The following is a 25,585-nucleotide window of genomic DNA, read 5'->3' on the forward strand; positions in this document are numbered from 1 at the left end:
GCCTCTGCTTACGGCAGAATCGCATTTCTACCGCTGTCCACTTTCAGCGGAATAACAACATCTTGTGGTGACAGATGAACAGTGGTTATCTGCATTTTCCGGAATTTGATCCGGTCATTTTCTCAGTAGGACCTGTTTCGCTTCACTGGTACGGTCTGATGTACCTGGTGGGCTTCATTTTTGCCATGTGGCTCGCTGGCCGTCGCGCCAGCCGTCCTGGCAGCGGCTGGACCAAAAACGAAGTTGAAAACCTGCTCTATGCGGGCTTCCTCGGCGTATTCCTCGGTGGCCGTATTGGGTATGTGCTGTTCTATAACTTCCCGGTATTCCTGAACGATCCCCTCTATCTGTTCCGCGTCTGGGACGGCGGCATGTCCTTCCACGGCGGCCTGATTGGGGTGATTCTGGTGATGGTGATTTTTGCCAAACGCACCAAACGCAACTTCTTCCAGGTGTCAGATTTCATCGCACCGCTGATCCCGTTTGGTCTCGGGGCAGGCCGTCTGGGCAACTTCATCAACGGTGAGCTGTGGGGGCGTGTCGACCCGAGCGTTTCCTTTACCATGCTGTTCCCGGGGTCGCGCGCGGAAGACATGGCGCTGTTGCCGTCGCACCCTGAGTGGCAGTCCATTTTCGATACCTACGGCGTGCTGCCGCGCCATATGTCCCAGCTGTACGAGCTGGCGCTGGAAGGCGTGGTGCTGTTTATCATCCTTAACCTGTTTATCCGCAAGCCACGTCCGATGGGTGCTGTCTCCGGCCTGTTCCTGATTGGCTACGGTGCATTCCGTATTATCGTCGAGTTCTTCCGCCAGCCGGACGCCCAGTTTACCGGCGAGTGGGTAGAGTACATCAGCATGGGGCAGATCCTCTCCATTCCGATGATCGTCGCGGGTGCCATTATGATGATTTGGGCGTATCGTCGTCGTCCACAGCAACAACTTTCCTGAGGAACCATGAAACAGTATCTTGAATTGATGAAAAAAGTGCTCGATGAGGGCACGCCGAAAAATGACCGCACCGGTACCGGTACGCTCTCCATTTTTGGCCACCAGATGCGCTTCAACCTGCAAGAAGGCTTCCCGCTGGTGACGACAAAGCGCTGCCACCTGCGCTCGATCATTCATGAACTGCTCTGGTTCCTGCAAGGCGATACTAACGTTGCGTATCTGCACGAAAATAACGTCTCCATCTGGGACGAATGGGCAGACGAGAACGGCAACCTGGGCCCCGTTTACGGCAAGCAGTGGCGCGCATGGCCAACGCCTGATGGCCGCCATATTGACCAGATCACCACCGTGATGAACCAGCTGAAAAACGATCCGGACTCGCGCCGCATCATCGTTTCCGCCTGGAACGTTGGCGAACTGGATAAAATGGCGCTGGCGCCGTGCCACGCGTTCTTCCAGTTCTATGTCGCTGACGGCAAGCTCTCCTGCCAGCTCTACCAGCGCTCCTGTGACGTGTTCCTCGGTCTGCCGTTTAACATTGCCAGCTATGCGCTGTTAGTTCATATGATGGCGCAGCAGTGCGACCTGGAAGTGGGTGATTTCGTCTGGACCGGTGGGGATACCCATCTCTACAGCAACCATATGGAACAGACGCATCTCCAGCTAACCCGCGAACCGCGTGCGCTGCCGAAGCTGATCATCAAACGCAAACCGGCATCAATCTTCGACTACCGCTTTGAAGATTTCGAGATTGAGGGCTACGACCCGCACCCGGGCATCAAAGCGCCTGTCGCGATCTGATGCCGTAAAGCCTGACACAACCGGTGCTGTTTAGCGCCGGTTTTTTTTCGCCTTTCTCCCGTTTCCCGAAGCGCTATCCAGAAGGCGTGCAACGCACTGCAACCCTCCCAATTCTGCGGATGACGCCTCGTAAAACGATAATCCGATGCTCGTCATGTTCACGGCGCTTCGCCACACTCCCGGTATGAAAAAAGAGAACGGTTTTACGCTTATCGAAACGCTGGTCGCTGTTTCGCTTGTCGTCATCCTCAGCGCTTCAGGTCTGTACGGCTGGGACAGCTGGCAACGGCATCAGCGGCTGTGGCAAACCGCCAGTCAGGTGCGAGATTACCTGCTGTTTCTGCGCAACCATGCCAACCGCCACAACCGCGACCATCAAATCACCCGTCAGCGGGTTGGCGACAGGGACTGTCTGGTGAGCTCTGCCGTGCAGGGCTGTGAGAAGGACAGCCCCTTTGTGCTGCTCCCCCTCTGGCCTGAGGTCGCGATCGGCGAGGTCACGCCGTCGCTGGGGTTCTATGGATTACGGGATACGGCATGGGCAGGGCGGATACGCGTTCAAAGTCGTGCCGGAGACTGGCTGATTATCGTTTCAGACGGAGGGCGCATCAGGATGTGTAAGGTCTCCGAGGGAGGACAATGTCGATGAGACAGGGCGGCTTTTCGCTTACCGAAGTGCTGATTGCTACAGCCATCAGCAGCCTGTTATTGATAAGCGCATCGCGCTTTTTACCCGGATTGCAGCGGGCGGTATTACTGCAATCTGCCCAGCGAGAGCTGGAAGAAGAGGTCTGGCAACGCCTGTTCGCCCTCGGCAAACAGCTTCAGCGTGCGGGGTACTGCGCGGGAAATTGCCAGGGACAGGCGCTGACGATCGGCAGGCAGGGGCGCTGCATCATTGCGCGGTGGGATGCCAACAGTAACGGCTACTGGGATAGCAGCGCATCAGAAAATGACAGCACCGGTTTTCGTCTGGAATCGGGGGCGCTGGAAACCCTGCGTGGCGCGACGTCGTGTGAAGGAAAAGGGTGGGAAAAGCTCACGGACCCGGACAGGCTTGCGATAGCACACTTTGTGGTGAGGAGAGTCGAACATGCCGGTTTTGCACCAGAGCTGAATATCGAACTGGCCGCGAGGCGTAAAGATGAAAAAGGGGAACCCTGGCAGGCGTTGTATACGGTCACGGGGTACAACCTGTGAATCGTCAACGCGGCATATCTTCGCTGGCGTTGGTTCTGCTTTTACTGGTGCTCGGTACTTTGATCCTGACGGGCCTCAATCAGCAGCTCACAACGTTCAGTGCACTCGTCGGCGGTGAGAGCCGCTCGCTTCAGCAGCAGGCGACGGTGCAGTCCGCGCTTGAGTGGGGGCGCGTTCAGCGCTGGGCGTCAGCGCCACCAGTCCAGTGCAAAACGACATCGGCATGGCGGGTGTGTTTGCGTCAGCTGAGCGAGGCGCGGGTACTGCTGATAGCCGGCGGCAACGACCTACTGCTCTGGCGCAGGGGAGAGATCGTCGACGGGATAGTGCGCTTTTCGCCTCACGGCTGGAGCGATTTTTGCCCCCTTAAGGAGAGTGCGTTATGTCAGCTGCCGTGAGCAGAGAAAAAGGGTTTAGCATGGTTGAGGTCCTGCTGGCGATGATGCTGCTGGTGGTGGTCGTGACGGCACTGTCGGGGTATCACCGGGCGCTGGCGGCGCGGTTCACCGTGTTTAATCAGTATCGCCAGCTCTGGCACCATGCCTGGAACCAGTCTCAGCTCTCAACAAATGTTCTCCCGGCAGGCTGGCAGGCCAGTCGGGGGCAGACAACGCTCGCAGGATGTGTCAGCATCACGGTTACACTTATTTCTCCTCTGGGTCGGCGCGGTGAGTTAACGCGTCTGCATTGCCCGGTTAGCCAGTAGTCGGGAGCGTCTATGTTAAGGGTCTACCACTCAAATCGTCTGGATGTGCTGGAAGCACTGATGGAGTTTATCGTTGAGCGCGAGCGGCTTGACGATCCTTTTGAGCCTGAAATGGTGCTGGTGCAGAGCACCGGTATGGCGCAGTGGCTGCAAATGTCGCTTTCCCGCAAGTTTGGTATTGCCGCGAATATTGATTTCCCGCTGCCTGCGAGCTTTATCTGGGAGATGTTTGTCCGCGTGTTGCCGGATATCCCGGAGCAGAGCGCCTTCAACAAGCAGGCCATGAGCTGGAAGCTGATGGCGCTGCTGCCGGAAATGCTGCAGCACGATGAATTTGCCATGCTGCGCCACTACCTCAATGACGATACCGACAAGCGCAAGCTGTTCCAGCTGGCGTCGCGCACTGCCGATCTCTACGACCAATACCTTGTTTACCGCTCTGACTGGTTAATTCGTTGGGAAGCGGGCGAGTTGGTTGAAGGCCTGCCGGAGGCGCAAATATGGCAGGCCCCGCTGTGGAAAGCGCTGGTGGAGCATACCGAGAGACAGGGCCAACCTAAGTGGCACCGTGCCAATCTCTACGATCGGTTTATCTCAATACTTGAAAATGCGTCGGAACGCCCGGCCCGACTGCCGTCACGCGTTTTTATCTGCGGGATATCCGCATTACCCCCTGTCTATCTGAAGGCGCTGAATGCGCTGGGTAAACATATTGATATTCATATTTTGTTTACCAACCCTTGCCGACAGTATTGGGGGGATATTCTCGACGAACGCTGGCTTGCACGGCTGGTAACTCGCCAACGAAAACGCCTTTTTGAAGAACGATCCATCCCGCTGTTTAAAGACGGCTCGACGGCCGGGCAGCTTTTCGATGAAGACGGTATCCAGAACCTGCCCAATCCGCTGCTTGCCTCGTGGGGGAAGCTGGGGCGTGACTACATTCACATGCTTTCAGACATCACTTCCTCAGGTGAAGGTGATGTGGATGCCTTTGTTGAGATCGCCCCGGACTGCCTGCTGCATAATATTCAGTTAGATATTCTGGATCTGGAAAACCGCGCCGTCATGGGCGTGACGGCGAACGAGTTCGAACGCAGCGACAATAAGCGAAAACTGGATCCTGACGATCGCAGCGTCACGATCCACGTTTGCCACAGCCCGCAGCGTGAGGTCGAAGTGCTTCACGACCAGCTGCTGGCGATGCTGCAGGAGGATCCCGATCTGACGCCACGCGATATCGTGGTGATGGTGGCGGATATCGACACCTACAGTCCCTTTATTCAGGCCGTCTTTGGCAGCGCGACGGGGGAACGGTACCTGCCTTACGCGATTTCTGACCGTCGTGCCCGCCAGTCGCATCCGGTATTGCAGGCGTTTATCACTCTGCTGTCACTGCCGGATAGCCGGTTTATCTCCGAAGATGTCCTGGCGTTGCTGGATGTTCCCGTGCTGGCCGCACGCTTCAACATTAATGAAGAGGGTCTGCGCTACCTTCGTCAGTGGGTGAATGAGTCTGGCGTGCGCTGGGGGATCGATGACGATAACGTTCAGGAGTTCGAGCTTCCCGCAACCGGACAGCACACCTGGCGATTTGGCCTGACGCGTATGCTGTTGGGCTACGCCATGGAAAGTAGCCAGGGTGAGTGGAATGAGGTGCTGCCTTACGATGAGTCCAGCGGGTTAATTGCTGAACTGGTGGGGCATTTAGCATCGCTATTAATGCAGCTTAATCGCTGGCGATATGCGCTGTTGCAGCCGCGTCCACTTGAAGAATGGCTCCCGGTCTGCAGGGCGTTACTCAATGATTTCTTCCTGCCGGACAATGACACCGAAGCGGCGATGGCGCTCATTGAAACCCAGTGGCAGGCTATCATCGACGAAGGCGTGAATTCCCACTACCACGAGGCCATCCCGTTGTCGCTGTTGCGTGATGAGCTGACGCAGCGGCTTGACCAGGAGCGAATCAGCCAGCGTTTCCTGGCGGGGCCTGTCAATATCTGCACCCTGATGCCCATGCGTTCTATCCCGTTCAGGGTGGTCTGCCTGCTTGGCATGAACGACGGTGTGTATCCGCGCGCGCTGCCGCCGCTGGGGTTCGACTTAATGAGCGCAAACCCAAAACGGGGCGATCGTAGCCGCCGCGATGATGACCGCTACCTCTTCCTTGAAGCGCTCATTTCCGCGCAGAGCAAGCTCTATATCAGCTATATTGGCCGTTCTATTCAGGACAACAGCGAGCGTTTCCCCTCCGTACTGGTGCAGGAGCTGGTGGACTATATCGGCCAGAGCCACTACCTGCCGGGAGATGAAGAGCGCAACTGTGATGAAAGCGAGCAGAGGGTGAAAGCCCATATCACCTGTTTCCACAGCCGCATGCCGTTTGACCCGGTGAACTATATTGCCAGCGAGCGCCAGAGCTATGCGCATGAGTGGTTACCGGCGGCGAAAAAGGAGGGGAATGCGCATACTGATTTCATTCAGGAACTTGACCCGCGCCCCATCGACACCCTGACCTTCGAGCAGCTTCAGCGGTTTTGGGCACATCCGGTGCGCGCCTTCTTCCAGCAGCGACTGCAGGTCAACTTCCGCTCTGAAGAGAGTGAAATTCCTGATGCAGAACCGTTTACGCTGGAAGGTCTGGAGCGCTACCAGTTAAACCTGCAGCTGCTGAATGCGCTGGTTGAAGAGGAAGATGCGGACAAACTTTACCGTCGCTACCGTGCTGCGGGTCAGCTGCCCTACGGAGCGTTCGGGGAGATCGTCTGGGAGGCGCAGTGCCAGGAGATGACCGCTCTGGCAGAGCGCGTAAGAGCGTGCCGACAGCCGGGGAAAAGTATTGAAATTGATCTCAACTGCAACGGGGTACAGCTCACGGGCTGGTTAACCCAGGTACAGCCGGATGGGCTGCTGCGCTGGCGGCCCTCAATGCTAAGCGTTTCGCAAGGATTGCAACTCTGGCTGGAACATCTTGTCTACAGTGCGGGTGGGCATAAAGGCGAAAGCCGCATTTTCGTGCGCAAAGAGGGCGAATGGCGCTTCCCGCCGATGGAAGTCGAGCAGGCGTTAGGGTATCTCTCTTTGTACATTGAAGGCTACCGTCAGGGAATGAACAAACCGCTCCTGTTACTACCGGAAAGTGGCGGCGCCTGGATAAAAGCCTGTTATGACGCGCAGAATGATGCGATGTTAACGGATGAGGTTTCGCTCCAGAAAGCGCGCAGTAAGTTTATGCAGGCCTATGAAGGAAACATGATGGTGCGGGGTGAAGGTGAGGATGTCTGGTATCAGCGTTTGTGGCGAGCGCTCGAGCCAGAATACTTTGAGGCTATCACGGAAGAGGCGCAGCGCTACCTGTTGCCGTTGTTTAGATTTAATCAGTCCTGAGCGCTGTATAAAAATTGCGCAGATAAAGGTGTTCATTTATGATGCACTTCTTATCACGGACTGATGTACCCAAAGAAAGAGATGTTGGCGTGTCCAGCACGCAGTTTGTTAATGATGTAGCCGTGATAAAGAGGTCGTAATGCCAGGCAGCACCTTGTTTAAAGCGTTTGTTTTGTTTATTGCCCTTTGGGCGCCCGTCACTCACGCAGACTCCGGTTGGCAACCCGTTCAGGAAACTATCCGTAAGAGCGAAAAAGATACCCGTCAATATCAGGCTATTCGCCTTGATAACGGGATGACCGTGCTGCTGGTTTCCGACCCGCAGGCGGTGAAATCCCTGTCGGCATTAGTGGTGCCGGTTGGGTCGCTGGAAGATCCTGACGCTCATCCTGGGCTTGCACACTATCTGGAACATATGACGCTGATGGGGTCAAAAAAATACCCGCAGCCAGATAGCCTGTCCGAATTTCTGAAGATGCATGGCGGCAGCCACAATGCCAGTACGGCACCGTACCGCACGGCCTTTTATCTCGAAGTCGAAAATGATGCGCTGGAAGGGGCGGTCGATCGCCTTGCCGATTCCATTGCCGCGCCGTTGCTGGATAAAAAATTCGCCGATCGTGAACGCAATGCGGTGAATGCCGAGCTGACCATGGCCCGCACGCGAGACGGTATGCGCATGGCGCAGGTCAGCGCCGAAACCATCAACCCTGCGCACCCGGGTTCGCGCTTCTCCGGTGGTAACCTGGAAACCTTGAGCGACAAACCGAACAGCCCGGTGCTGGATGCCCTGCACGCGTTTCGCGATAAATACTACTCCGCCAACCTGATGAAAGCGGTCATCTACAGCAATAAACCGTTGCCGGAGCTGGCAGCCATGGCGGCCAAAACCTTTGGCCGGGTGCCGAATAAAAATATCGACCTGCCGCAAATAACCGTTCCGGTGGTCACTGACGCGCAAAAAGGCATCGTGATCCACTACGTTCCTGCCATGCCGCGCAAAGTGCTGCGCGTGGAATTCCGCATTGATAACAACACGGCACAGTTCCGCAGTAAAACCGATGAGCTGGTCACCTATCTGATTGGTAACCGTAGCCCGGGTACGCTGTCTGACTGGCTGCAAAAGCAGGGGCTGGCGGAAGGCATTCGCGCCGACTCCGATCCGGTTGTGAACGGCAATAGCGGCGTGCTGGCGATCTCCGCGACCCTGACTGACAAAGGACAGGCCAACCGTGATGAAGTCGTAGCGGCTATCTTTAGCTACCTCTCCTTACTGCGTGAGAAAGGCGTCGATAAGCGCTATTTTGATGAACTCGCGCACGTGCTGGATCTCGATTTCCGCTACCCGTCCATCACCCGCGACATGGATTATGTGGAGTGGCTGGCGGACACCATGATCCGCGTGCCGGTGGAACATACCCTCGACGCGGTGAATATTGCCGACCGGTATGATGCCGGGGCGGTAAAAGACCGCCTGGCGATGATGACGCCGGAGAATGCCCGCATCTGGTACATCAGCCCGAACGAACCGCATAACAAGACGGCGTACTTTGTCGATGCCCCTTATCAGGTGGATAAAATCAGCGCCCAGACCTTCGCCGACTGGCAGAAGAAGGCCGGTGAGATTGCGTTGAAGCTGCCGGAGCTGAACCCCTATATTCCGGATGACTTCTCGCTGATCAAAACGACGAAAGATTACCCGCATCCGGAACTCATCATCGATGAGCCCACGCTGCGCGTCGTGTACACCCCAAGCCGCTATTTCGCCAGCGAGCCAAAGGCCGATGTCAGCGTGGTGCTGCGTAACCCGAAAGCCATGAACAGCGCCAAAAATCAGGTGATGTTCGCGCTCAATGACTATCTCGCCGGTATCGCGCTCGATCAGCTCAGCAACCAGGCCGCCGTGGGCGGGATCAGCTTCTCCACCAACGCCAATAACGGTTTGATGCTTAATGCAAACGGCTATACCCAGCGCTTACCTCAGCTGTTCCAGGCCCTGCTGGAGGGCTACTTCAGCTACACGCCGACGGAAGAGCAGCTTGAGCAGGCTAAATCCTGGTATGCCCAGATGATGGATTCTGCCGAGAAGGGCAAGGCTTACGATCTGGCGCTTATGCCAGCGCAAATGCTGTCGCAGGTTCCTTATTTCCAGCGTGAGGATCGCCGCGCGCTGCTGCCTTCCATCTCCTTAAAAGACGTGCTGGCGTACCGCGATGCGCTGAAAACCAACACGCGTCCGGAGTTCCTGATCGTCGGCAACATGAGTGAGGAGCAGGCCAAAACCCTGGCGCAGAAAGTTCGCACTCAGCTCGGCTCTAAAGGCGACGAGTGGTGCCGCAACCAGGACGTGCTGGTTGAGAAAAAGCAGAATGTGATCTTTGAAAAAGCGGGTAACAGCACGGATTCCGCGCTGGCCGCGGTCTTTGTGCCAACGGGCTACGATGAATTCGCCAGTTCAGCGCAGAGCGCCGTGCTGGGACAGATTATTCAGCCGTGGTTCTATAACCAGTTACGCACAGAGGAGCAGCTTGGCTACGCGGTGTTTGCCTTCTCCATGAACGTCGGTCGTCAGTGGGGGCTGGGCTTCCTGCTGCAAAGCAGCGATAAACAGCCGGCGTATCTCTGGCAGCGTTACCAGGCTTTCTTCCCGCAGGTGGAAGCAAAACTGCGTGCCATGAAGCCGGAAGAGTTCGCTCAGATCCAGCAGGCCGTCATCGCGCAGGTGATGCAGCCGCCGCAGACGCTGGGTGAAGAAGCCTCGCAGCTGAGCAAAGATTTCGATCGCGGTAATCTGAAATTTGATTCGCGTGATAAAGTAGTGGCCGAGATAAAACAGCTGACGCCGCAGAAGGTTGCCGACTTCTTCCATCAGGCGGTCATTAAGCCGCAGGGAATCACCATCCTGTCTCAGGTTTCCGGTAGCCAGAACGGGAAAACGGAGTACGTTAACCCGAAAGGCTGGAAAGTCTGGAAGAGCGTCAGCGCGCTGCAGCAATCTATGCCCTGGAGTAAGAAAGAATGACCGATACCGCTGAGTCCCTTGATCCCTTACGTTTACCTCTGCAGGGTGAACGATTGATTGAAGCCTCAGCGGGAACTGGAAAAACCTTCACCATTGCCGCCCTCTATCTGCGCCTGCTGTTAGGCCTTGGCGGCAACGCCGCTTTTCCACGTCCTTTGAGCGTGGAAGAGCTGCTGGTGGTCACCTTCACCGAGGCCGCTACCGCGGAGCTGCGGGGCCGTATTCGTACCAATATCCACGAGCTGCGCATTGCCTGTCTGCGTCAGAGCACGGATAACCCCCTCTACGCGAGCCTTCTGGAAGAGATTGCCGATAAGCAGCAGGCAGCCCAGTGGCTGCTGCTCGCTGAACGGCAGATGGACGAAGCGTCCGTCTTTACCATTCACGGTTTTTGCCAGCGCATGCTGAGCCTGAACGCGTTCGAGTCCGGTATGCTGTTCGAACAGCAGCTCATTGAAGATGAGTCCGTGCTTCGCTATCAGGCCTGCGCGGATTTCTGGCGTCGCCACTGCTACCCCTTACAGCGCGATATTGCCGAAGCGGTACACGCGCTCTGGAAAGGCCCGGAAGCGCTGCTGCGCGCGATCGATCGTTATCTACAGGGGGAAGCGCCGGTCATCAAATCCCCGCCGCCGGCAGATGAAACCCTGGCCTCGCGGCATGAAAAAATCATCGCGAAAATTGCAGACATCAAGCAAAAGTGGATGGAGTCAGTCGGCGAGATTGACGCCATTATCGAAAATTCCGGGATTGACCGTCGCAAGTTCAACCGTGGCAATCAGGGAAAATGGATCGACAAGGTCAGCGCCTGGGCGCAGGAAGAGACGCGGGGCTACCAGCTCCCGGACGCGCTGGAGAAATTCTCCCAACGTTTCCTGGCTGAGCGGACCAAAGCCGACGGCATTGTACCTGAGCATCCCCTGTTTGTGGCGATTGAAACCCTGCTGGCGGAGCCCCTTACGCTCAACGATCTGATGATCGCTCGCGCCATGACGGAAATTCGTGAAGCCGTGGCGCGCGAAAAGCGCCGCCGTGGCGAGCTGGGGTTCGACGATATGCTGAGCCGCCTGGATGCGGCGCTGTGCAGTGAAAATGGCGAAGCGCTTGCCGCCGCGATTCGCACCCGCTTCCCGGTGGCGATGATAGACGAATTCCAGGACACCGACCCTCAGCAGTACCGCATTTTCCGCCGTATCTGGCGCCAGCAGCCCGACACCGCGCTGCTGTTAATCGGCGATCCGAAACAGGCCATCTACGCCTTCCGCGGTGCGGATATTTTTACCTACATGAAGGCTCGCAGCGAGGTTGATGCGCACTACACGCTCGATACCAACTGGCGCTCCTCTCCCGGCATGGTGGAAAGCGTCAACGCGCTGTTTAGCCGCATGGAAACGGCGTTTATGTTCCGGGAGATCCCGTTTCAGCCGGTAAAATTTGCCCCGAAAAATGCCTCGCTGCGCTTCGAGTTTAACGGCGTGACGCAGCCTGCCATGAACTTCTGGCTGCTGGATGGGGAAGGCTGTGGCGTTGCCGACTATCAAAATGCCATGGCCCAGCACTGTGCCGCGCAAATCCGTGACTGGCTCAGTGCCGGGGCGCGGGGCGAGGCGCTGCTGTGGAAGGGGGATAACCCCACCCCGGTAAAGGCATCGGATATTACGGTGCTGGTGCGCAGTCGTCAGGAGGCCGCATTCATCCGCGACGCCCTGACGTTACTGAATATCCCCTCCGTCTACCTCTCGAACCGTGACAGCGTCTTTGAAACGCTTGAGGCGCAGGAGATGTTATGGCTGCTGCAGGCCGTGCTGGCCCCGGAGCGGGAAAGTACATTGCGCAGCGCATTAGCCAGCGCGATGCTCGGACTGAACGCGCGCGATATTGATACCCTCAACAATGACGAAGCCGCGTGGGATGCCGTGGTAGAGGAGTTTGTGCGCTATCGCGAAAAATGGCAGAAGCGCGGCGTGATGGCGATGGTGCGCGAGCTCATGGCTCAGCGCCACATTGCGGAGAATATGCTGGCTACCGCAGGCGGCGAGCGGCGTTTGACCGATATTTTACACATCAGCGAACTCTTGCAGGAAGCGGGTACACAGCTGGAGAGCGAGCACGCCCTGGTGCGCTGGCTGGCGCAGCAGATTGCCGATCCGAACAGCAATTCCTCCAGCCAGCAGATGCGCCTCGAGAGTGATAAACATCTGGTGCAGATCGTCACCATCCACAAGTCGAAAGGCCTGGAATATCCGCTGGTCTGGCTGCCGTTTATCGCCAATTACCGCGTGCAGGATCAGGCTTTTTACCACGATCGCGAGTCTTTTGAGGCGGTGCTCGATCTCAGCAACGCGGAGTCCAGCGTTGAGCTGGCAGAGGCCGAACGTCTGGCGGAAGATTTACGCCTGCTCTACGTGGCGCTAACCCGCTCGGTCTGGCACTGCAGCCTGGGCGTTGCGCCGCTGTTCCGGCGTCGGGGCGAAAAGAGCGGGGAGAGCGATTTTCATCTGAGCGCGCTGGGGCGGCTTATTCAGCAGGGTGAACCCAAAGACGCGGCGGGCCTGCGGCAGTGCATCGAATCGCTTTGTACTGAGCATGTTGCCCTGCATATTCCATCGCTGCCCGACAACAGCCGCTGGCACATGCCAGAGCCGCACGAGTCAGATCTCCATGCCCGTCAGGTGGTACGTACGATTGCCGACGACTGGCGCGTTACCAGCTACTCTGGCTTACAGCAGCACGGGCAGAGTATTGCGCAGGATCTGATGCCAAAACTGGACGTGGATGCCGCAGGCGCCGGTAGCGTACCCGCTGAGCCGGTGCTGACGCCGCACCAGTTCCCGCGCGGCGCCTCGCCGGGCACGTTTTTACACAGCCTGTTTGAAGAGCTGGATTTTACCCAGCCGGTTTCCGAAGAGTGGGTGCTGAAGATGCTACAGAGCGGTGGTTACGACGCGCAATGGCAGCCGGTTCTTACTGAATGGATCCGCGCGGTTCTGCACGCCCCGCTCACGGCCCAGGGGATCTCGCTTAGCCAGTTGACCGCCAAAGATAAGCAGGTGGAGATGGAGTTTTATCTTCCCATCGCCAGCCCGCTCAGGGCCGAGGCGCTTGATGCGCTGATCCGCGAGTACGATCCGCTATCCGCCGGGTGCCCGCCGCTGAACTTCCGCCAGGTGCAGGGAATGCTAAAAGGCTTTATCGACCTTGTTTTCCGCCACGACGGGCGCTACTACCTGCTGGATTACAAATCGAACTGGCTGGGCGAAGACAGCACAGCCTATACCCAACAGGCGATGGCGTCGGCTATGCAACTGCATCGCTACGATCTGCAGTACCAGCTTTATACCCTGGCGCTGCACCGTTACCTGCGCCATCGTATTGCCGATTACCGTTACGACGCGCATTTTGGCGGCGTGATTTACCTGTTCCTGCGCGGCGTGGATGCCAACGACCCGCGTTCCGGCGTCTTTAGCACGCGTCCGGCTGCGGAACTGATTGAAAAAATGGATAACCTGTTTGCCGCAGGCACGGAGGAGATGGCATGACGATGCAGGCGCTACTGCTGGACGCGGTTGAACAACGATTACTGCGCCACCTGGACGTGCAGTTTGCCATGATGGTGGCAGGCGAGGAGCCTGCCGTCATGCTTGCCGCCGCGATTCTGAGCAAAGACGCGGGGGAGGGGCACGTATGCCTGCCGCTGTCGCGTCTGGCGGTGGATGAGAAAATGCCTCCGGCTTTACAGGCGTGTTTCGCGCTGCTGGGTGACGCCGTGGACTGGCAGGCGATACTACGCGGTTCGCCAGCCGTGAGCGGGGCCGATACCGGGACGCCAATGATTCTGGTCGGCGAGCGTTTGTATCTTAACCGGCTGTGGCGTAACGAACTGACGGTGGCGCGCTTCTTCAGCGAGACCAACGCCCCGCTTCCCTGCGATGAAACGCAGCTCCGGCAAACGCTGGATGCGCTGTTTTCCTCTGACGAGGCGACAGACTGGCAGAAAGTGGCGGCAGCCGTGGCCTTAACGCGTCGGATCTCGGTGATTTCAGGCGGACCGGGCACCGGGAAAACGACCACCGTGGCAAAACTGCTTGCCGCGCTGATTCAGCTCTCGGGTGAGCAAAAGTGCCGTATTCGCCTGGCGGCCCCCACCGGTAAAGCGGCGGCGCGTCTGACGGAATCGTTAGGCGGCGCGCTGCAAAAGCTGCCGCTTACCGGGGAGCAGCTGGCGCTTTTCCCCAACGAAGCCAGCACGCTACACCGTTTGCTTGGCGCTCAGCCCGGCAGCCAGCGTTTGCGCTACCATGCCGGTAATCCCCTGCACCTGGATGTGCTGGTGGTGGATGAGGCGTCGATGATTGACCTGACGATGATGTCGCGTTTGATTGATGCCCTACCGCCGCACGCGCGCGTTATTTTCCTGGGCGATCGCGACCAGCTTGCCTCCGTGGAGGCAGGGGCTGTGCTGGGCGATATCTGCACCTATGCCAGCCTGGGATATACCGCAGAACGCGCTCAGGAGCTAGCCCGTCTCACCGGATGCTCGCTCACCTCTGAAAACCATTCGCTTGCAGGAGCGCTGCGCGACAGCCTGTGTCTGCTGCAGAAAAGCTACCGCTTCGGCAGCGATTCCGGTATCGGCCAGCTTGCGGCGGCCGTGAACCGGGGCGACCGGCGAACAACCACTGCGGTGTTTGACGGTACCTTTACGGATATTGAGAAAAAATCGCTGCAGACCGGGGAAGAGTATCAGGCGATGCTGGATGAGGCCCTGCAGGGGTATCAGCACTTTCTGACGGGCGTACAACAGCAGCGTTCGCCGGAGCAGGTCATTGCCGCATTTGGTGAATATCAGCTGCTCTGTGCGCTGAGGGAAGGTCCCTTTGGTGTCCGGGGCCTGAACGACAGGCTGGAACAGCTGCTGGTGCAAAAGCGTAAAATTAACCGTACCCCGCACTCGCGCTGGTATGAAGGGCGGCCGGTGATGATTTCCCGCAACGACAGCGCGCTGGGGTTGTTTAACGGGGATATCGGGATTGCGCTCGACTGCGGCCAGGGGCTGCGCGTCTGGTTCCAGATGCCGGACGGGAGCGTGAAGTCTTTCCAGCCCAGCCGTTTGCCCGAGCATGAAACCGCCTGGGCGATGACGGTGCATAAATCCCAGGGCTCCGAGTTTAACCACGCGGCGCTGATCCTGCCCACGCAGCTTTCCCCCGTCATTACCCGCGAGCTGATCTATACCGCCATTACGCGCGCGCGTCAGCGCCTGTCGCTGTATACCGATGAACGCGTGCTGGTGCAGGCGATTGCCACCCGCACGGAACGCCGAAGCGGGCTGGGTGCGATATTTGAGTCCCTCTGAACGAACGCCCTCGCCGCACGGTGAGGGCGTCGTATCATCCCAGGTCCGCCATCAGCACTTTTGAACGGCGCTGATAGTTGTACATCTCTTTCTTCGTTTCCGGCAGAGAATCGATATCCACCGGCGTGAAACCGCGCTCCTGGAACCAGTGAATGCTGCGCGTCGTCAGGACGAACAGCTTGCTCAGCCCCATCTGGCGCGCCTGTGCCGCCACGCGCTCAAGCAGCATTTCACCGCGTGAAGAGCTGCGGTAATCAGGATGCACCGCCACGCAGGCCATTTCACCGATCTTCTCTTCCGGGAACGGATAGAGCGCGGCGCAGGCGATGGTCAGGTTATCGCGCTGAATAATGGTGAATTTGTCGATTTCCATCTCCAGCTGCTCGCGCGAACGACGCACCAGAATACCCTGCTGTTCCAGCGGGCGGATCAGCTCCAGAATGCCGCCGATGTCGTTGATGGTGGCGCGGCGGATCTGCTCCGCGCTCTCCATGACAATCTGCGTACCAATACCGTCGCGGGAGAACAGCTCCTGCAGCAGGGCGCCGTCTTCCTGATAGCTGATCAGGTGGCTACGGCGCACGCCGCTGCGGCAGGCCTTCACGGCGCCACGCAGGAAGCGGACCGTGCCGGAGTGATAATCGCCTTCGGCTTCCAGCGCTTCCACGCGGGCCTGGGCTTCATTCGGGAAGAGTTCCGGCACGATCGTTCCTTCATCATTCACGACGCCCTGCGAGGAGCAGAACCCAATCATTTTTTCCGCCTTCAGCTTGATCGCCAGCTGCGTGGCGATCTCTTCTGAAGTGAGGTTGAAGCTTTCGCCGGTCACCGAAACGGCGACCGGGCCCATCAGCACGATGGCGCCGCTGTCCAGCTGGCGGTGAATGGCTTCTTCATCAATACGACGAATGCGGCCGCTGTGGCAGTAATCCACGCCATCGTCCACGCCGAGCGGCTGGGCAATGATGAAGTTGCCGCTCACGACGTTGATATGCGCGCCCTGCAGCGGCGTGTTGTTCAGGCTCATGGACAGGCGAGCGGTGATATCCAGCTGCAGCAGACCTGCCGCCTGCTTCACCAGCTCAAGGGTTTTGGCATCCGTGACGCGGGTATGCTTGTGGTAAATCGGCTCGTGGTGGTGAGCGGCCAGGTTAGCGTCGATCTGCGGGCGCGCGCCATAGACCACCACCAGGCGGATCCCCAGGCTGTGCAGCAGGCCAATGTCATTGACGATGCTGGAAAAATTTTCATGCTCAATGGCTTCGCCGCCAAGCATGATGACAAACGTTTTTCCCCGATGGGCGTTGATATAGGGAACAGAATGGCGGAATCCCTGGACCAGTTCGGTTCTACGTTCCTTCACCATGGCACAACCCTTAATGAATGTTTATTCGTAATTTCTGTATTTTTATTCGATTGTGGCCGCGTGTGCAAGCGCAAATTTTCCGCGACCCACAGAAAATGATAAGTAATCCGTGCGTTAGCGTATGATTGTTTACCCTTTTATAGATGACAGTTTATGCGTCATTCGTTAAAGTTTTCGGTCAATCTGGACATTTTGTATATCAGTCAGTGTTCTTGCTCGGGAGAAGCATGTCGGGATCCAATTCAGCAATAAGCCGCCGCCGTTTGTTAAAAGGGGCCGGGGCAATGTGGTTGCTTAGCGTCAGTCAGGTCGGTCTTGCCGCCACCAGTCAGGTCGTGGCGGTGCGCGTCTGGCCATCGTCGACCTATACGCGCGTGACGGTCGAATCCAATCGCGTGCTGAAATATAAGCAATTTGCCCTCAGCAACCCGGAACGTGTGGTGGTGGATCTCGAAGGCGTTAACCTCAACTCCGTGCTGAAAGGGATGGCGGCGCAGATCCGCGGCGACGATCCGTTTATTAAATCGGCGCGCGTCGGGCAGTTCGATCCGCAAACCGTGCGCATGGTGTTTGAACTGAAGCAGAACGTGAAGCCGCAGCTGTTTGCCCTGGCGCCTGTCGCGACGTTCAAAGAGCGCCTGGTGATGGATCTCTACCCGGCCAATGCGACGGATATTCAGGATCCACTTCTTGCCCTGCTGGAAGATTACAACAAAGGCGATCTGCAGCGTCAGGTTCCGCCGGCGCAAAGCGGTCCGCAGCCGGGGAAAGCAGGGCGCGATCGTCCGATTGTGATCATGCTCGATCCAGGCCACGGCGGCGAAGACTCCGGTGCGGTGGGGAAATACCGCACGCGTGAAAAAGACGTGGTTCTGCAAATTGCCCGTCGTCTGAAGGCGCTGATTGATAAAGAAGGCAATATGCGCGCCTATATGACGCGTAATGAAGACGTCTTTATTCCGCTGAAGGTCAGGGTGGCGAAAGCACAGAAGCAGCGCGCAGATTTGTTCGTCTCGATCCATGCGGATGCGTTTACCAGCCGTCAGCCAAGCGGCTCGTCGGTGTTTGCGCTCTCAACCAAAGGCGCGACCAGTACCGCAGCAAGATACCTGGCGGATACCCAGAACGCCTCGGACCTGATCGGTGGCGTGAGCAAAAGCGGCGACCGCTACGTCGACCACACCATGTTCGACATGGTGCAGTCGCTGACCATTAACGACAGCCTGAAGTTTGGTAAAGCGGTGCTGGGCAAGCTGGGCAACATCAATAAGCTGCACAAGAACAGCGTTGAACAGGCCGGATTTGCGGTGCTCAAGGCGCCGGATATCCCGTCCATCCTGGTTGAAACCGCGTTTATCAGTAACGTGGAAGAGGAGCGTAAGCTCAAGACGGCAAAATTCCAGCAGGAAGTGGCGGAGTCGATTCTGGCAGGGATTCGTGCGTATTTCTCTGACGGGGCGACGCTGGCGCGGCGCGGGTAGATCTTTTGGCCGGGTAAACGCCCGGCAAATTCACAAACGACAGATACAAAAAAACACCCTTAAGGGTGTTTATTGTTTTAGAAGTGTTGGTTGCGGGGGCCGGATTTGAACCGACGACCTTCGGGTTATGAGCCCGACGAGCTACCAGGCTGCTCCACCCCGCGTCCGTGGATGCGCACTATACTCGGATAGACTTGTGATGCAACCCCTTTTTCACATTTATCATGATTTTGTATGCAAATTGAACGACATGGCGCTGTTTGGACTATTTTTTGCGCAAAATTTGCCAAAGGGCATGCGATCGCATTTCATTAGCCCTGGCGGTTTGTTATCTTCATCACGCGGAAATGGGCAACTAAAAGACGAGACAGAATGAAAGGACGTTGGGCGAAGTATCTGATGGCGGGCGCAATGGTAGCGATTCTTGCGGCCTGTTCTTCCAAACCGACCGATCGCGGTCAACAGTATAAAGACGGGAAGTTATCCCAGCCTTTCTCTTTAGTTAATCAGCCTGATGCGGTCGGCGCACCGATCAATGCCGGAGATTTCTCCGAGCAGGTTTACCAGATCCGCAACGCGTCACCGCGTCTGTACAGCGCACAGAACAACGTTTATAGCGCGGTACAGGACTGGCTGCGCGCGGGCGGCGATACGCGCAACATGCGCCAGTTTGGTATCGACGCCTGGCAGATGGAAGGGGCCGATAACTACGGCAACGTCCAGTTCACCGGCTATTACACCCCGGTTATTCAGGCACGACACACGCGTCAGGGCGAGTTCCAGTACCCTATCTACCGTATGCCGCCAAAACGCGGTCGTCTGCCGTCGCGCGCTGAGATCTACGCCGGTGCGCTGAGCGAAAACTACGTTCTTGCTTACAGCAACTCCCTGATGGACAACTTCATCATGGACGTTCAGGGCAGCGGCTATATTGATTTTGGCGACGGCTCGCCGCTTAACTTCTTCAGCTATTCCGGTAAAAACGGCCACGCCTATCGCAGTATTGGCAAGGTGCTGATCGACCGCGGCGAAGTGAAGAAAGAAGACATGTCGATGCAGGCGATCCGCGAGTGGGGCGAAAAGCACAGCGAAGCCGAGGTGCGTGAGCTGCTGGAGCAGAACCCGTCGTTCGTCTTCTTTAAACCGCAAAACTTCGCGCCGGTGAAAGGGGCGAGCGCGGTACCGCTAATTGGCCGTGCGTCGGTGGCATCGGATCGTTCGATTATTCCTGCGGGCACCACGCTGCTGGCAGAGGTCCCGCTGCTGGATAACAACGGCAAGTTCAACGGCCAGTATGAGCTGCGTCTGATGGTGGCGCTGGACGTTGGCGGCGCGATCAAAGGGCAGCACTTCGATATCTATCAGGGCATTGGCCCGGATGCAGGCCACCGCGCAGGCTGGTATAACCACTACGGACGCGTGTGGGTGCTTAAGGCGGCACCGGGTGCCGGAAACGTATTCAGCGGCTGATTGTGGTATTCTGAACGCAATACGGATTACTGTTCAGGGTGAGGAGAACCTCACCCTTTTTACATCTGAGGTGTTATGTCTGTGGTAATCAGCGATGCCTGGCGCCAGCGTTTTGGCGGCACGGCACGTCTCTATGGTGAAAAAGCCCTGCAGCTGTTTGCGGATGCGCACGTCTGCGTCGTGGGCATTGGTGGTGTGGGGTCGTGGGCCGCAGAAGCGCTGGCGAGAACCGGTATTGGCGCAATCACGCTGATTGATATGGATGACGTGTGCGTCACCAACACTAACCGTCAAATTCACGCCCTGCGTGATAGCGTCGGCCTGGCAAAATCTGAGGTCATGGCGGAACGTATCCGTCTGATCAACCCGGAATGTCGGGTCACGGTGATTGATGATTTTGTGACGGCAGATAACGTCGCCGAATACATGAGCAAAGGCTACAGCTATGTGATTGACGCCATCGACAGCGTGCGTCCAAAAGCGGCGCTGATCGCCTACTGTCGTCGTTACAAGGTTCCCCTGGTGACGACCGGCGGCGCGGGCGGGCAAATCGACCCTACGCAGATCCAAGTGGCCGATCTGGCGAAGACCATTCAGGATCCACTGGCCGCCAAGCTGCGTGAACGCCTGAAAAGCGACTTTAACGTCGTGAAGAACAGCAAGGGCAAGCTGGGCGTAGACTGCGTGTTCTCGACCGAAGCGCTGGTCTACCCGCAGGCGGATGGCTCCGTGTGTGCGATGAAAAGCACGGCGGAAGGGCCAAAGAGAATGGATTGCGCCTCAGGCTTTGGCGCGGCCACCATGGTGACCGCTTCCTTCGGCTTTGTGGCGGTGTCTCACGCCCTGAAGAAGATGATGGCGAAGGCGGAACGTCAGGCCTGAGCCTGACGTGCGGCGTCCAGTACTGCGTCGTTGAGCGCGATCAACCCCTGACCGCGCGAGGCGCTGAGCTGCGCGCGCAGCCCCAGCTCATCAAATAACGCCAGCGGCGAATGCGCCAGCAGTTCCGCCGCGCTTTTCCCTTCCACTGCCGTCAACAATACGGCCAACAGGCCCCGGACGATGCGGCCTTCGCTGTCGCCGAAGAAGTGCAGCTTCTCACCGGAAACGCTCACGCCCAGCCAGACGCGATTTTCACAGCCTGCAATCTCTTTCGCCTGCGCCTTGAGATCGTCAGAGAGGGTCGGTAACTGCTTACCGAGAAGAATCAGCTGGCGATATTTATCTTCCCACTGTGAAAGCGGGGCAAAGGTCTGTTTTAACGTCTCTTCAGTGATGACGGTGCCAAACGGATGTCCGGCTAAAGCAGCGTGAGTCATTAATCCACCAGTATTTCAAGCGCGCGGTCAACGGCGGCAACCAGCGCGTCAACATCGCTTTGTGTGTTATAGGGCGCGAACGAGGCGCGCAGCGTGCCGCTCACGCCGAGCGCCGCCAGCAGCGGCTGCGCGCAGTGCTGCCCGGCGCGCAGGGCGATGCCATACCCGGCCAGCAGCGTTACCATGTCGCTGTGATGCACGCCCACAAAATCAAAGGCGAGCAGGCTTGAATCCTGAACGCGGAACGAGCGGAAACCCGGGCGCTTTTTCAGTTCTTCCTCTGCCAGCGTCGCCAGCCCCCGGCTCCAGCTTTCAGCCTGAACACTGTCTGTTTCTGCCAGCCACTCCAGCGCCGCGCTTAGGCCAATCACGCCGGCTACGTTCGGCGTACCGGCTTCCAGGCGGTAAGGCACATCCTGCGTTTTGAAACCGTCAAAAGTCACTTCAGCGATCATCTTGCCGCCCCCGAGCCACGGGGTCATTTTTGCCAGCAATTCCGGCTTGCCGTACAACACCCCAATACCGGTTGGCCCGAAGAGCTTATGTCCTGAGAAGGCATAGAAGTCGATATCCAGCGCCTGCACGTCGGCGGGGAAATGCACCACGCCCTGCGCACCGTCGACCATCACCACCATCCCGTTGGCATGCGCGATGCGAATCGCCTGAGCCAGGTTCGGGCAACCACCGGTGACGTTAGACATCTGTCCGAGCGCCAGAATGCGGCTGCGAGGGGTAATCAACTCGGGGAGACGGGCCACATCGGGCAGAAGGTCTGCGCCCAGAGGAAGCTTCACCACGCGTGCACCCGTTTGTTCGGCCACCATCAGCCACGGCACCAGGTTGGCGTGATGTTCCGCCTCGCTGACGACGATCTCATCGCCCGGCTGAAGCAGCGGGCGCGCGTAGCACTGGGCCACCATATTGATGGCCTCGGTGGTGCCGCGTGTCCAGACGATATTTTTCCCGCTTTCGGCATTGATCAGGTGCGCCACGCGATCGCGTGCGGCTTCGTAGCGCGCGGTTAATCGCTGCGCCTCGGCAAACTGGCTGCGATGCACGTTCCCGGCGCTCAGGCTGTAAAACTGCTGCGTGGCGTCAATGACCGCCTGTGGCTTAAGGGCGGTGGCGGCACTGTCCAGATAAATACCGGCATCGGCCAGCGCCGGAAACTGTGCGCGGAACTGCGCAGGACTGAAAGCGTTCATGGGATTCCTCATTTCAATATCACGATCGTCGCGCAATTTCCGCGGCAGGGCAAGGAGGTTGATATCTATCAGAATTGTCTGCTTATCCTCATGACCCCAAAAAAGCAGGTTATGCTAAATAGTGTTAGGCGGATGTTTTAGCCTGTTATAAATCGAGGTTTGAATAGCATTAATTGCTAAAGGAGAATAATCATGAATAAGACAGCTGCAATCATCTCTGCCTGTGCGTTTACTTTTGCCCTGAGCGCCTGTTCCGGTAACAACTACGTGATGCACACTAACGATGGCCGTTCCATCGTTTCGGAAGGGAAACCGACAACCGATAACGATACCGGGATGATTTCGTACAAAGATGCTAACGGGAACAAGCAGCAGATCAACCGCACGGACGTGAAAGAGATGAAAGAGATCGAGCATTAACCGATCGCAGGCGAAAAAAAAGCACCGCAAGTTGGCGGTGCTACATTAATCACTATGGACAGACAGGGTAAATGTACAGGAAGTGAAAAATTGGTAGCGTTGCTACCGTGGTCTGAATCGCAGACCAATTGCAAACACAACAACACAACATCACAACCGTAAGCCAAAAGCCCTTCAGAACACGCATTCCGAAAAAAGCTCTTCGTTCCGGCTCAGGAAGTGCCGCCACTATAGGTATTTGCTGGTAGTTCCTCAACGGACAAATTATAATGGCTCAGATAAAAAAAACTAATAGGTTAAACGTTGTTTCCTATTTGTTAAATTCCTTTAACATCTAAGCCATATAACCATGTCAAAGCGATTGCCCCCCCTCAACGCATTACGTGTTTTTGATGCAGCAGCACGTCACCTGAGCTTCACCCGCGCAGCCGATGAGCTTTTTGTGACACAGGCCGCAGTAAGTCACCAAATCAAGTCTCTGGAGGATTTTCTGGGCCTTAAGCTGTTTCGTCGACGCAACCGCTCGTTGCTGTTGACCGAAGAGGGGCAGAGCTATTTTCAGGATATTAAAGAGATTTTTTCGCAGCTTACTGAAGCCACGCGTAAGCTACAGGCCCGCAGTGCAAAAGGTGCTCTGACTGTTAGTTTATTGCCCAGTTTTGCCATTCAGTGGCTGGTGCCAAGACTCTCAAGCTTTAACTCAGCTTATCCGGGGATAGACGTTCGAATCCAGGCCGTGGATCGTCAGGAAGACAAGCTGGCCGATGACGTGGACGTCGCGATTTTTTATGGGCGCGGTAACTGGCCGGGCTTGCGTGTTGAGAAATTATACGCAGAATATCTCCTGCCGGTCTGTTCCCCTCTGCTGTTAACGGGCGACAAAGCGCTGAAGTCTCCCGCTGACCTGGCGCAGCATACGCTTTTGCATGATGCCTCTCGACGCGACTGGCAAACTTATACCCGTCAATTAGGTCTTACACATATAAACGTGCAGCAGGGACCCATCTTTAGCCACAGTGCGATGGTGTTACAGGCTGCCATTCACGGGCAAGGCGTGGCGTTGGCGAACAACGTCATGGCGCAGTCCGAAATAGAGGCAGGTCGCCTGGTCTGCCCTTTTAATGATGTACTGGTCAGCAAGAATGCGTTTTATCTGGTTTGTCATGACAGTCAGGCAGAACTGGGTAAAATAGCCGCCTTCCGGCAGTGGATACTGGCGAAAGCGGCAAGCGAGCAAGAAAAATTCCGCTTCAGGTATGAACAATAACGTTTGTGTGCCGGGCACGCATCAATTCAGGACTTAAACATGACCAGCCGATTCATGCTGATTTTTGCCGCGGTGAGTGGCTTTATTTTTGTTGCACTGGGCGCCTTTGGCGCACATGTCTTAAGCAAGTCGTTGGGCGCTGTAGAGATGGGCTGGATCCAGACCGGCCTTGAATATCAGGCGTTCCATACGCTGGCAATCTTTGGGCTGGCGGTGGCGATGCAGCGCCGTATCAGCATCTGGTTTTACTGGAGCAGCGTCTTTCTGGCGCTGGGTACGGTGCTTTTCAGCGGCAGCCTTTACTGTCTGGCACTTTCGCATTTACGCCTGTGGGCGTTTGTTACACCTGTCGGTGGCGTCAGCTTCCTGGCGGGTTGGGTATTAATGTTTATCGGAGCTATCCGTCTGAAACGCAAGGGCGTTGTTCATGAATAAGGTTGTTTTATATTGTCGCCCGGGGTTTGAGAAAGAGTGCGCCGCGGAAATTACCGATAAAGCGGCGAAGCGCGAAATCTTCGGCTTTGCCCGCGTAAAAGAAAACGCGGGCTATGTGGTATTCGAATGCTATCAGCCTGAAGATGCGGATAAGCTGGCGCGCGAGCTGCCGTTCAGCTCGCTGATTTTTGCGCGCCAGATGTTTGTCGCGGGTGAGCTGCTCAAAGACCTTCCCCCGGAAGACCGCATCACGCCAATCGTGGGCATGCTGCAGGGCGTGGTGGAGAAGGGCGGCGATCTGCGCGTTGAAGTGGCGGATACCAACGAAAGTAAAGAGCTGATGAAGTTCTGCCGTAAGTTCACCGTTCCGCTGCGCGCTGCGCTGCGTGATGCGGGCGTGCTGACGAACTACGAAACGCCGAAGCGTCCGGTGGTGCATATCTTCTTTATTGCACCGGGCTGCTGCTATACGGGCTACTCGTACACCACCAACAACTCTCCTTTCTTTATGGGCATTCCGCGTTTGCGCTTCCCGGCCGATGCGCCAAGCCGTTCTACGCTGAAGCTGGAAGAGGCGTTCCACGTCTTTATCCCGGCGGATGAGTGGGATGAGCGTCTGGCAAACGGCATGTACGCTGTCGATCTCGGCGCGTGCCCGGGCGGCTGGACCTATCAGCTGGTGAAACGCAACATGTGGGTATCGTCCGTTGATAACGGCCCAATGGCGCAAAGCCTGATGGACACCGGACAGGTCACCTGGCTGCGTGAAGACGGTTTCCGCTATCGCCCGAACCGCAACAACATCTCATGGATGGTGTGCGACATGGTTGAGAAACCGGCGAAAGTGGCCGCGCTGATGGCCTCCTGGCTGGTGAACGGCTGGTGTCGCGAGACCATTTTCAACCTCAAGCTGCCGATGAAAAAGCGCTATGAGGAGGTGTCGCAGAACCTGGCCTACATTCAGGAGCAACTGGACGAACACGGGATTAACGTGGAGATCCAGGCGCGTCAGCTGTATCACGACCGCGAAGAGGTGACGGTGCATATTCGTCGCTGGTGGGCGGCCGTAGGCGGGCGTCGCGACGAGCGATAGCACGTACTTTGTTTTGCCCGGTGGCGCTTCTGTATGACCGGATACATAGGTGACAGATCAGACCGGGAACATAGGTAACACTTTTAGTCTATCCGCACCACACTCTG

General features: G+C 57.1%; 20 protein-coding genes and 1 tRNA gene. 17 read left to right on the forward strand and 4 right to left on the reverse strand.

Annotated elements, in window-relative coordinates; all coding sequences use genetic code 11:
- Nucleotides 1-74 precede the first annotated feature (74 nt).
- The 10 genes from lgt to recD all read left to right on the forward strand — a co-directional run bounded on the left by lgt (nt 75) and on the right by recD (nt 15,422).
- Complete coding sequence (gene lgt / locus C6A40_RS06870) at nt 75-950, forward strand: prolipoprotein diacylglyceryl transferase (protein ID WP_045335258.1); 876 nt, start codon at nt 75-77, stop codon at nt 948-950.
- A gap of 6 nt (nt 951-956) precedes the next feature.
- Entirely contained in the window at nt 957-1,751 is a 795-nt protein-coding gene (gene thyA, locus C6A40_RS06875) for a thymidylate synthase (protein WP_008499663.1), read from the forward strand.
- A gap of 184 nt (nt 1,752-1,935) precedes the next feature.
- A complete protein-coding gene (locus tag C6A40_RS06880; protein ID WP_025912413.1) occupies nt 1,936-2,400 on the forward strand; it encodes a prepilin peptidase-dependent protein in 465 nt (154 codons plus the stop codon).
- On the forward strand, nt 2,391-2,951 hold the full coding sequence (locus C6A40_RS06885) for a prepilin peptidase-dependent protein (protein ID WP_021242012.1): 561 nt from the start codon (nt 2,391-2,393) through the stop codon (nt 2,949-2,951). The genes C6A40_RS06880 and C6A40_RS06885 overlap by 10 nt, the downstream gene beginning before the upstream one ends.
- Nucleotides 2,948-3,349, forward strand: a complete 402-nt coding sequence (locus C6A40_RS06890; protein ID WP_021242011.1) for a DUF2509 family protein — start codon at nt 2,948-2,950, stop codon at nt 3,347-3,349. The genes C6A40_RS06885 and C6A40_RS06890 overlap by 4 nt, the downstream gene beginning before the upstream one ends.
- A complete protein-coding gene (locus C6A40_RS06895) occupies nt 3,334-3,657 on the forward strand; it encodes a prepilin-type N-terminal cleavage/methylation domain-containing protein (protein WP_008499660.1) in 324 nt (107 codons plus the stop codon). The genes C6A40_RS06890 and C6A40_RS06895 overlap by 16 nt, the downstream gene beginning before the upstream one ends.
- 12 nt (nt 3,658-3,669) lie before the next feature.
- The gene (gene recC, locus C6A40_RS06900; protein ID WP_021242010.1) at nt 3,670-7,044 is read left to right on the forward strand and encodes an exodeoxyribonuclease V subunit gamma; all 3,375 of its coding nucleotides are present in this window, start codon (nt 3,670-3,672) and stop codon (nt 7,042-7,044) included.
- A 139-nt stretch (nt 7,045-7,183) separates the two neighbouring features.
- On the forward strand, nt 7,184-10,066 hold the full coding sequence (gene ptrA / locus C6A40_RS06905; protein ID WP_114191251.1) for a pitrilysin: 2,883 nt from the start codon (nt 7,184-7,186) through the stop codon (nt 10,064-10,066).
- A complete protein-coding gene (gene recB, locus C6A40_RS06910; protein ID WP_114191252.1) occupies nt 10,063-13,605 on the forward strand; it encodes an exodeoxyribonuclease V subunit beta in 3,543 nt (1,180 codons plus the stop codon). The genes ptrA and recB overlap by 4 nt, the downstream gene beginning before the upstream one ends.
- Nucleotides 13,602-15,422, forward strand: coding sequence for an exodeoxyribonuclease V subunit alpha (recD, locus tag C6A40_RS06915; RefSeq protein WP_045335263.1), 1,821 nt, complete (start codon nt 13,602-13,604; stop codon nt 15,420-15,422). Before recB ends, recD begins: the two co-directional genes overlap by 4 nt.
- A gap of 34 nt (nt 15,423-15,456) precedes the next feature.
- On the opposite strand, the gene argA is transcribed toward recD, so the two are convergent.
- Nucleotides 15,457-16,788, reverse strand: a complete 1,332-nt coding sequence (gene argA / locus C6A40_RS06920; RefSeq protein ID WP_008499655.1) for an amino-acid N-acetyltransferase — start codon at nt 16,786-16,788, stop codon at nt 15,457-15,459.
- Nucleotides 16,789-17,015: 227 nt separating this feature from the next.
- Between argA and amiC the strand changes: the two genes are divergently transcribed.
- Nucleotides 17,016-18,269: an N-acetylmuramoyl-L-alanine amidase AmiC gene (gene amiC, locus C6A40_RS06925; protein ID WP_021242006.1), complete on the forward strand. Its 1,254-nt coding sequence runs from the start codon at nt 17,016-17,018 to the stop codon at nt 18,267-18,269.
- A gap of 87 nt (nt 18,270-18,356) precedes the next feature.
- Here the strand turns inward: amiC and C6A40_RS06930 are convergent.
- Nucleotides 18,357-18,433, reverse strand: a tRNA-Met gene (locus C6A40_RS06930).
- A 208-nt stretch (nt 18,434-18,641) separates the two neighbouring features.
- Between C6A40_RS06930 and mltA the strand changes: the two genes are divergently transcribed.
- Together mltA and tcdA are read left to right on the forward strand one after the other, a co-directional pair.
- The gene (gene mltA / locus C6A40_RS06935; RefSeq protein ID WP_021241890.1) at nt 18,642-19,739 is read left to right on the forward strand and encodes a murein transglycosylase A; all 1,098 of its coding nucleotides are present in this window, start codon (nt 18,642-18,644) and stop codon (nt 19,737-19,739) included.
- 75 nt (nt 19,740-19,814) lie between these two features.
- Entirely contained in the window at nt 19,815-20,621 is an 807-nt protein-coding gene (tcdA, locus tag C6A40_RS06940) for a tRNA cyclic N6-threonylcarbamoyladenosine(37) synthase TcdA (protein ID WP_008499651.1), read from the forward strand.
- Here the strand turns inward: tcdA and csdE are convergent.
- Both csdE and csdA read right to left on the reverse strand, forming a co-directional pair.
- Nucleotides 20,612-21,058, reverse strand: a complete 447-nt coding sequence (gene csdE / locus C6A40_RS06945; protein ID WP_023344826.1) for a cysteine desulfurase sulfur acceptor subunit CsdE — start codon at nt 21,056-21,058, stop codon at nt 20,612-20,614. The two genes, tcdA and csdE, sit on opposite strands and share 10 nt — an antisense overlap.
- On the reverse strand, nt 21,058-22,263 hold the full coding sequence (csdA, locus tag C6A40_RS06950) for a cysteine desulfurase CsdA (protein ID WP_045335265.1): 1,206 nt from the start codon (nt 22,261-22,263) through the stop codon (nt 21,058-21,060). Before csdA ends, csdE begins: the two co-directional genes overlap by 1 nt.
- Nucleotides 22,264-22,455: 192 nt before the next feature.
- Between csdA and C6A40_RS06955 the strand changes: the two genes are divergently transcribed.
- The 4 genes from C6A40_RS06955 to rlmM all read left to right on the forward strand — a co-directional run bounded on the left by C6A40_RS06955 (nt 22,456) and on the right by rlmM (nt 25,478).
- Complete coding sequence (locus C6A40_RS06955; protein ID WP_008499648.1) at nt 22,456-22,683, forward strand: YgdI/YgdR family lipoprotein; 228 nt, start codon at nt 22,456-22,458, stop codon at nt 22,681-22,683.
- A gap of 349 nt (nt 22,684-23,032) precedes the next feature.
- Nucleotides 23,033-23,950, forward strand: coding sequence for a glycine cleavage system transcriptional regulator GcvA (gene gcvA / locus C6A40_RS06960; RefSeq protein WP_008499647.1), 918 nt, complete (start codon nt 23,033-23,035; stop codon nt 23,948-23,950).
- A gap of 39 nt (nt 23,951-23,989) precedes the next feature.
- Complete coding sequence (locus C6A40_RS06965) at nt 23,990-24,385, forward strand: DUF423 domain-containing protein (protein WP_008499646.1); 396 nt, start codon at nt 23,990-23,992, stop codon at nt 24,383-24,385.
- Nucleotides 24,378-25,478 (forward strand): 23S rRNA (cytidine(2498)-2'-O)-methyltransferase RlmM, encoded by a 1,101-nt coding sequence (rlmM, locus tag C6A40_RS06970; RefSeq protein WP_021241891.1) that lies wholly within the window; start codon nt 24,378-24,380, stop codon nt 25,476-25,478. Before C6A40_RS06965 ends, rlmM begins: the two co-directional genes overlap by 8 nt.
- The last annotated feature ends 107 nt before the right edge of the window (nt 25,479-25,585 follow it).

The organism is Enterobacter sp. GER_MD16_1505_Eko_090 (assembly GCF_003331015.1).
GTDB classification, from domain to species: domain Bacteria; phylum Pseudomonadota; class Gammaproteobacteria; order Enterobacterales; family Enterobacteriaceae; genus Enterobacter; species Enterobacter roggenkampii.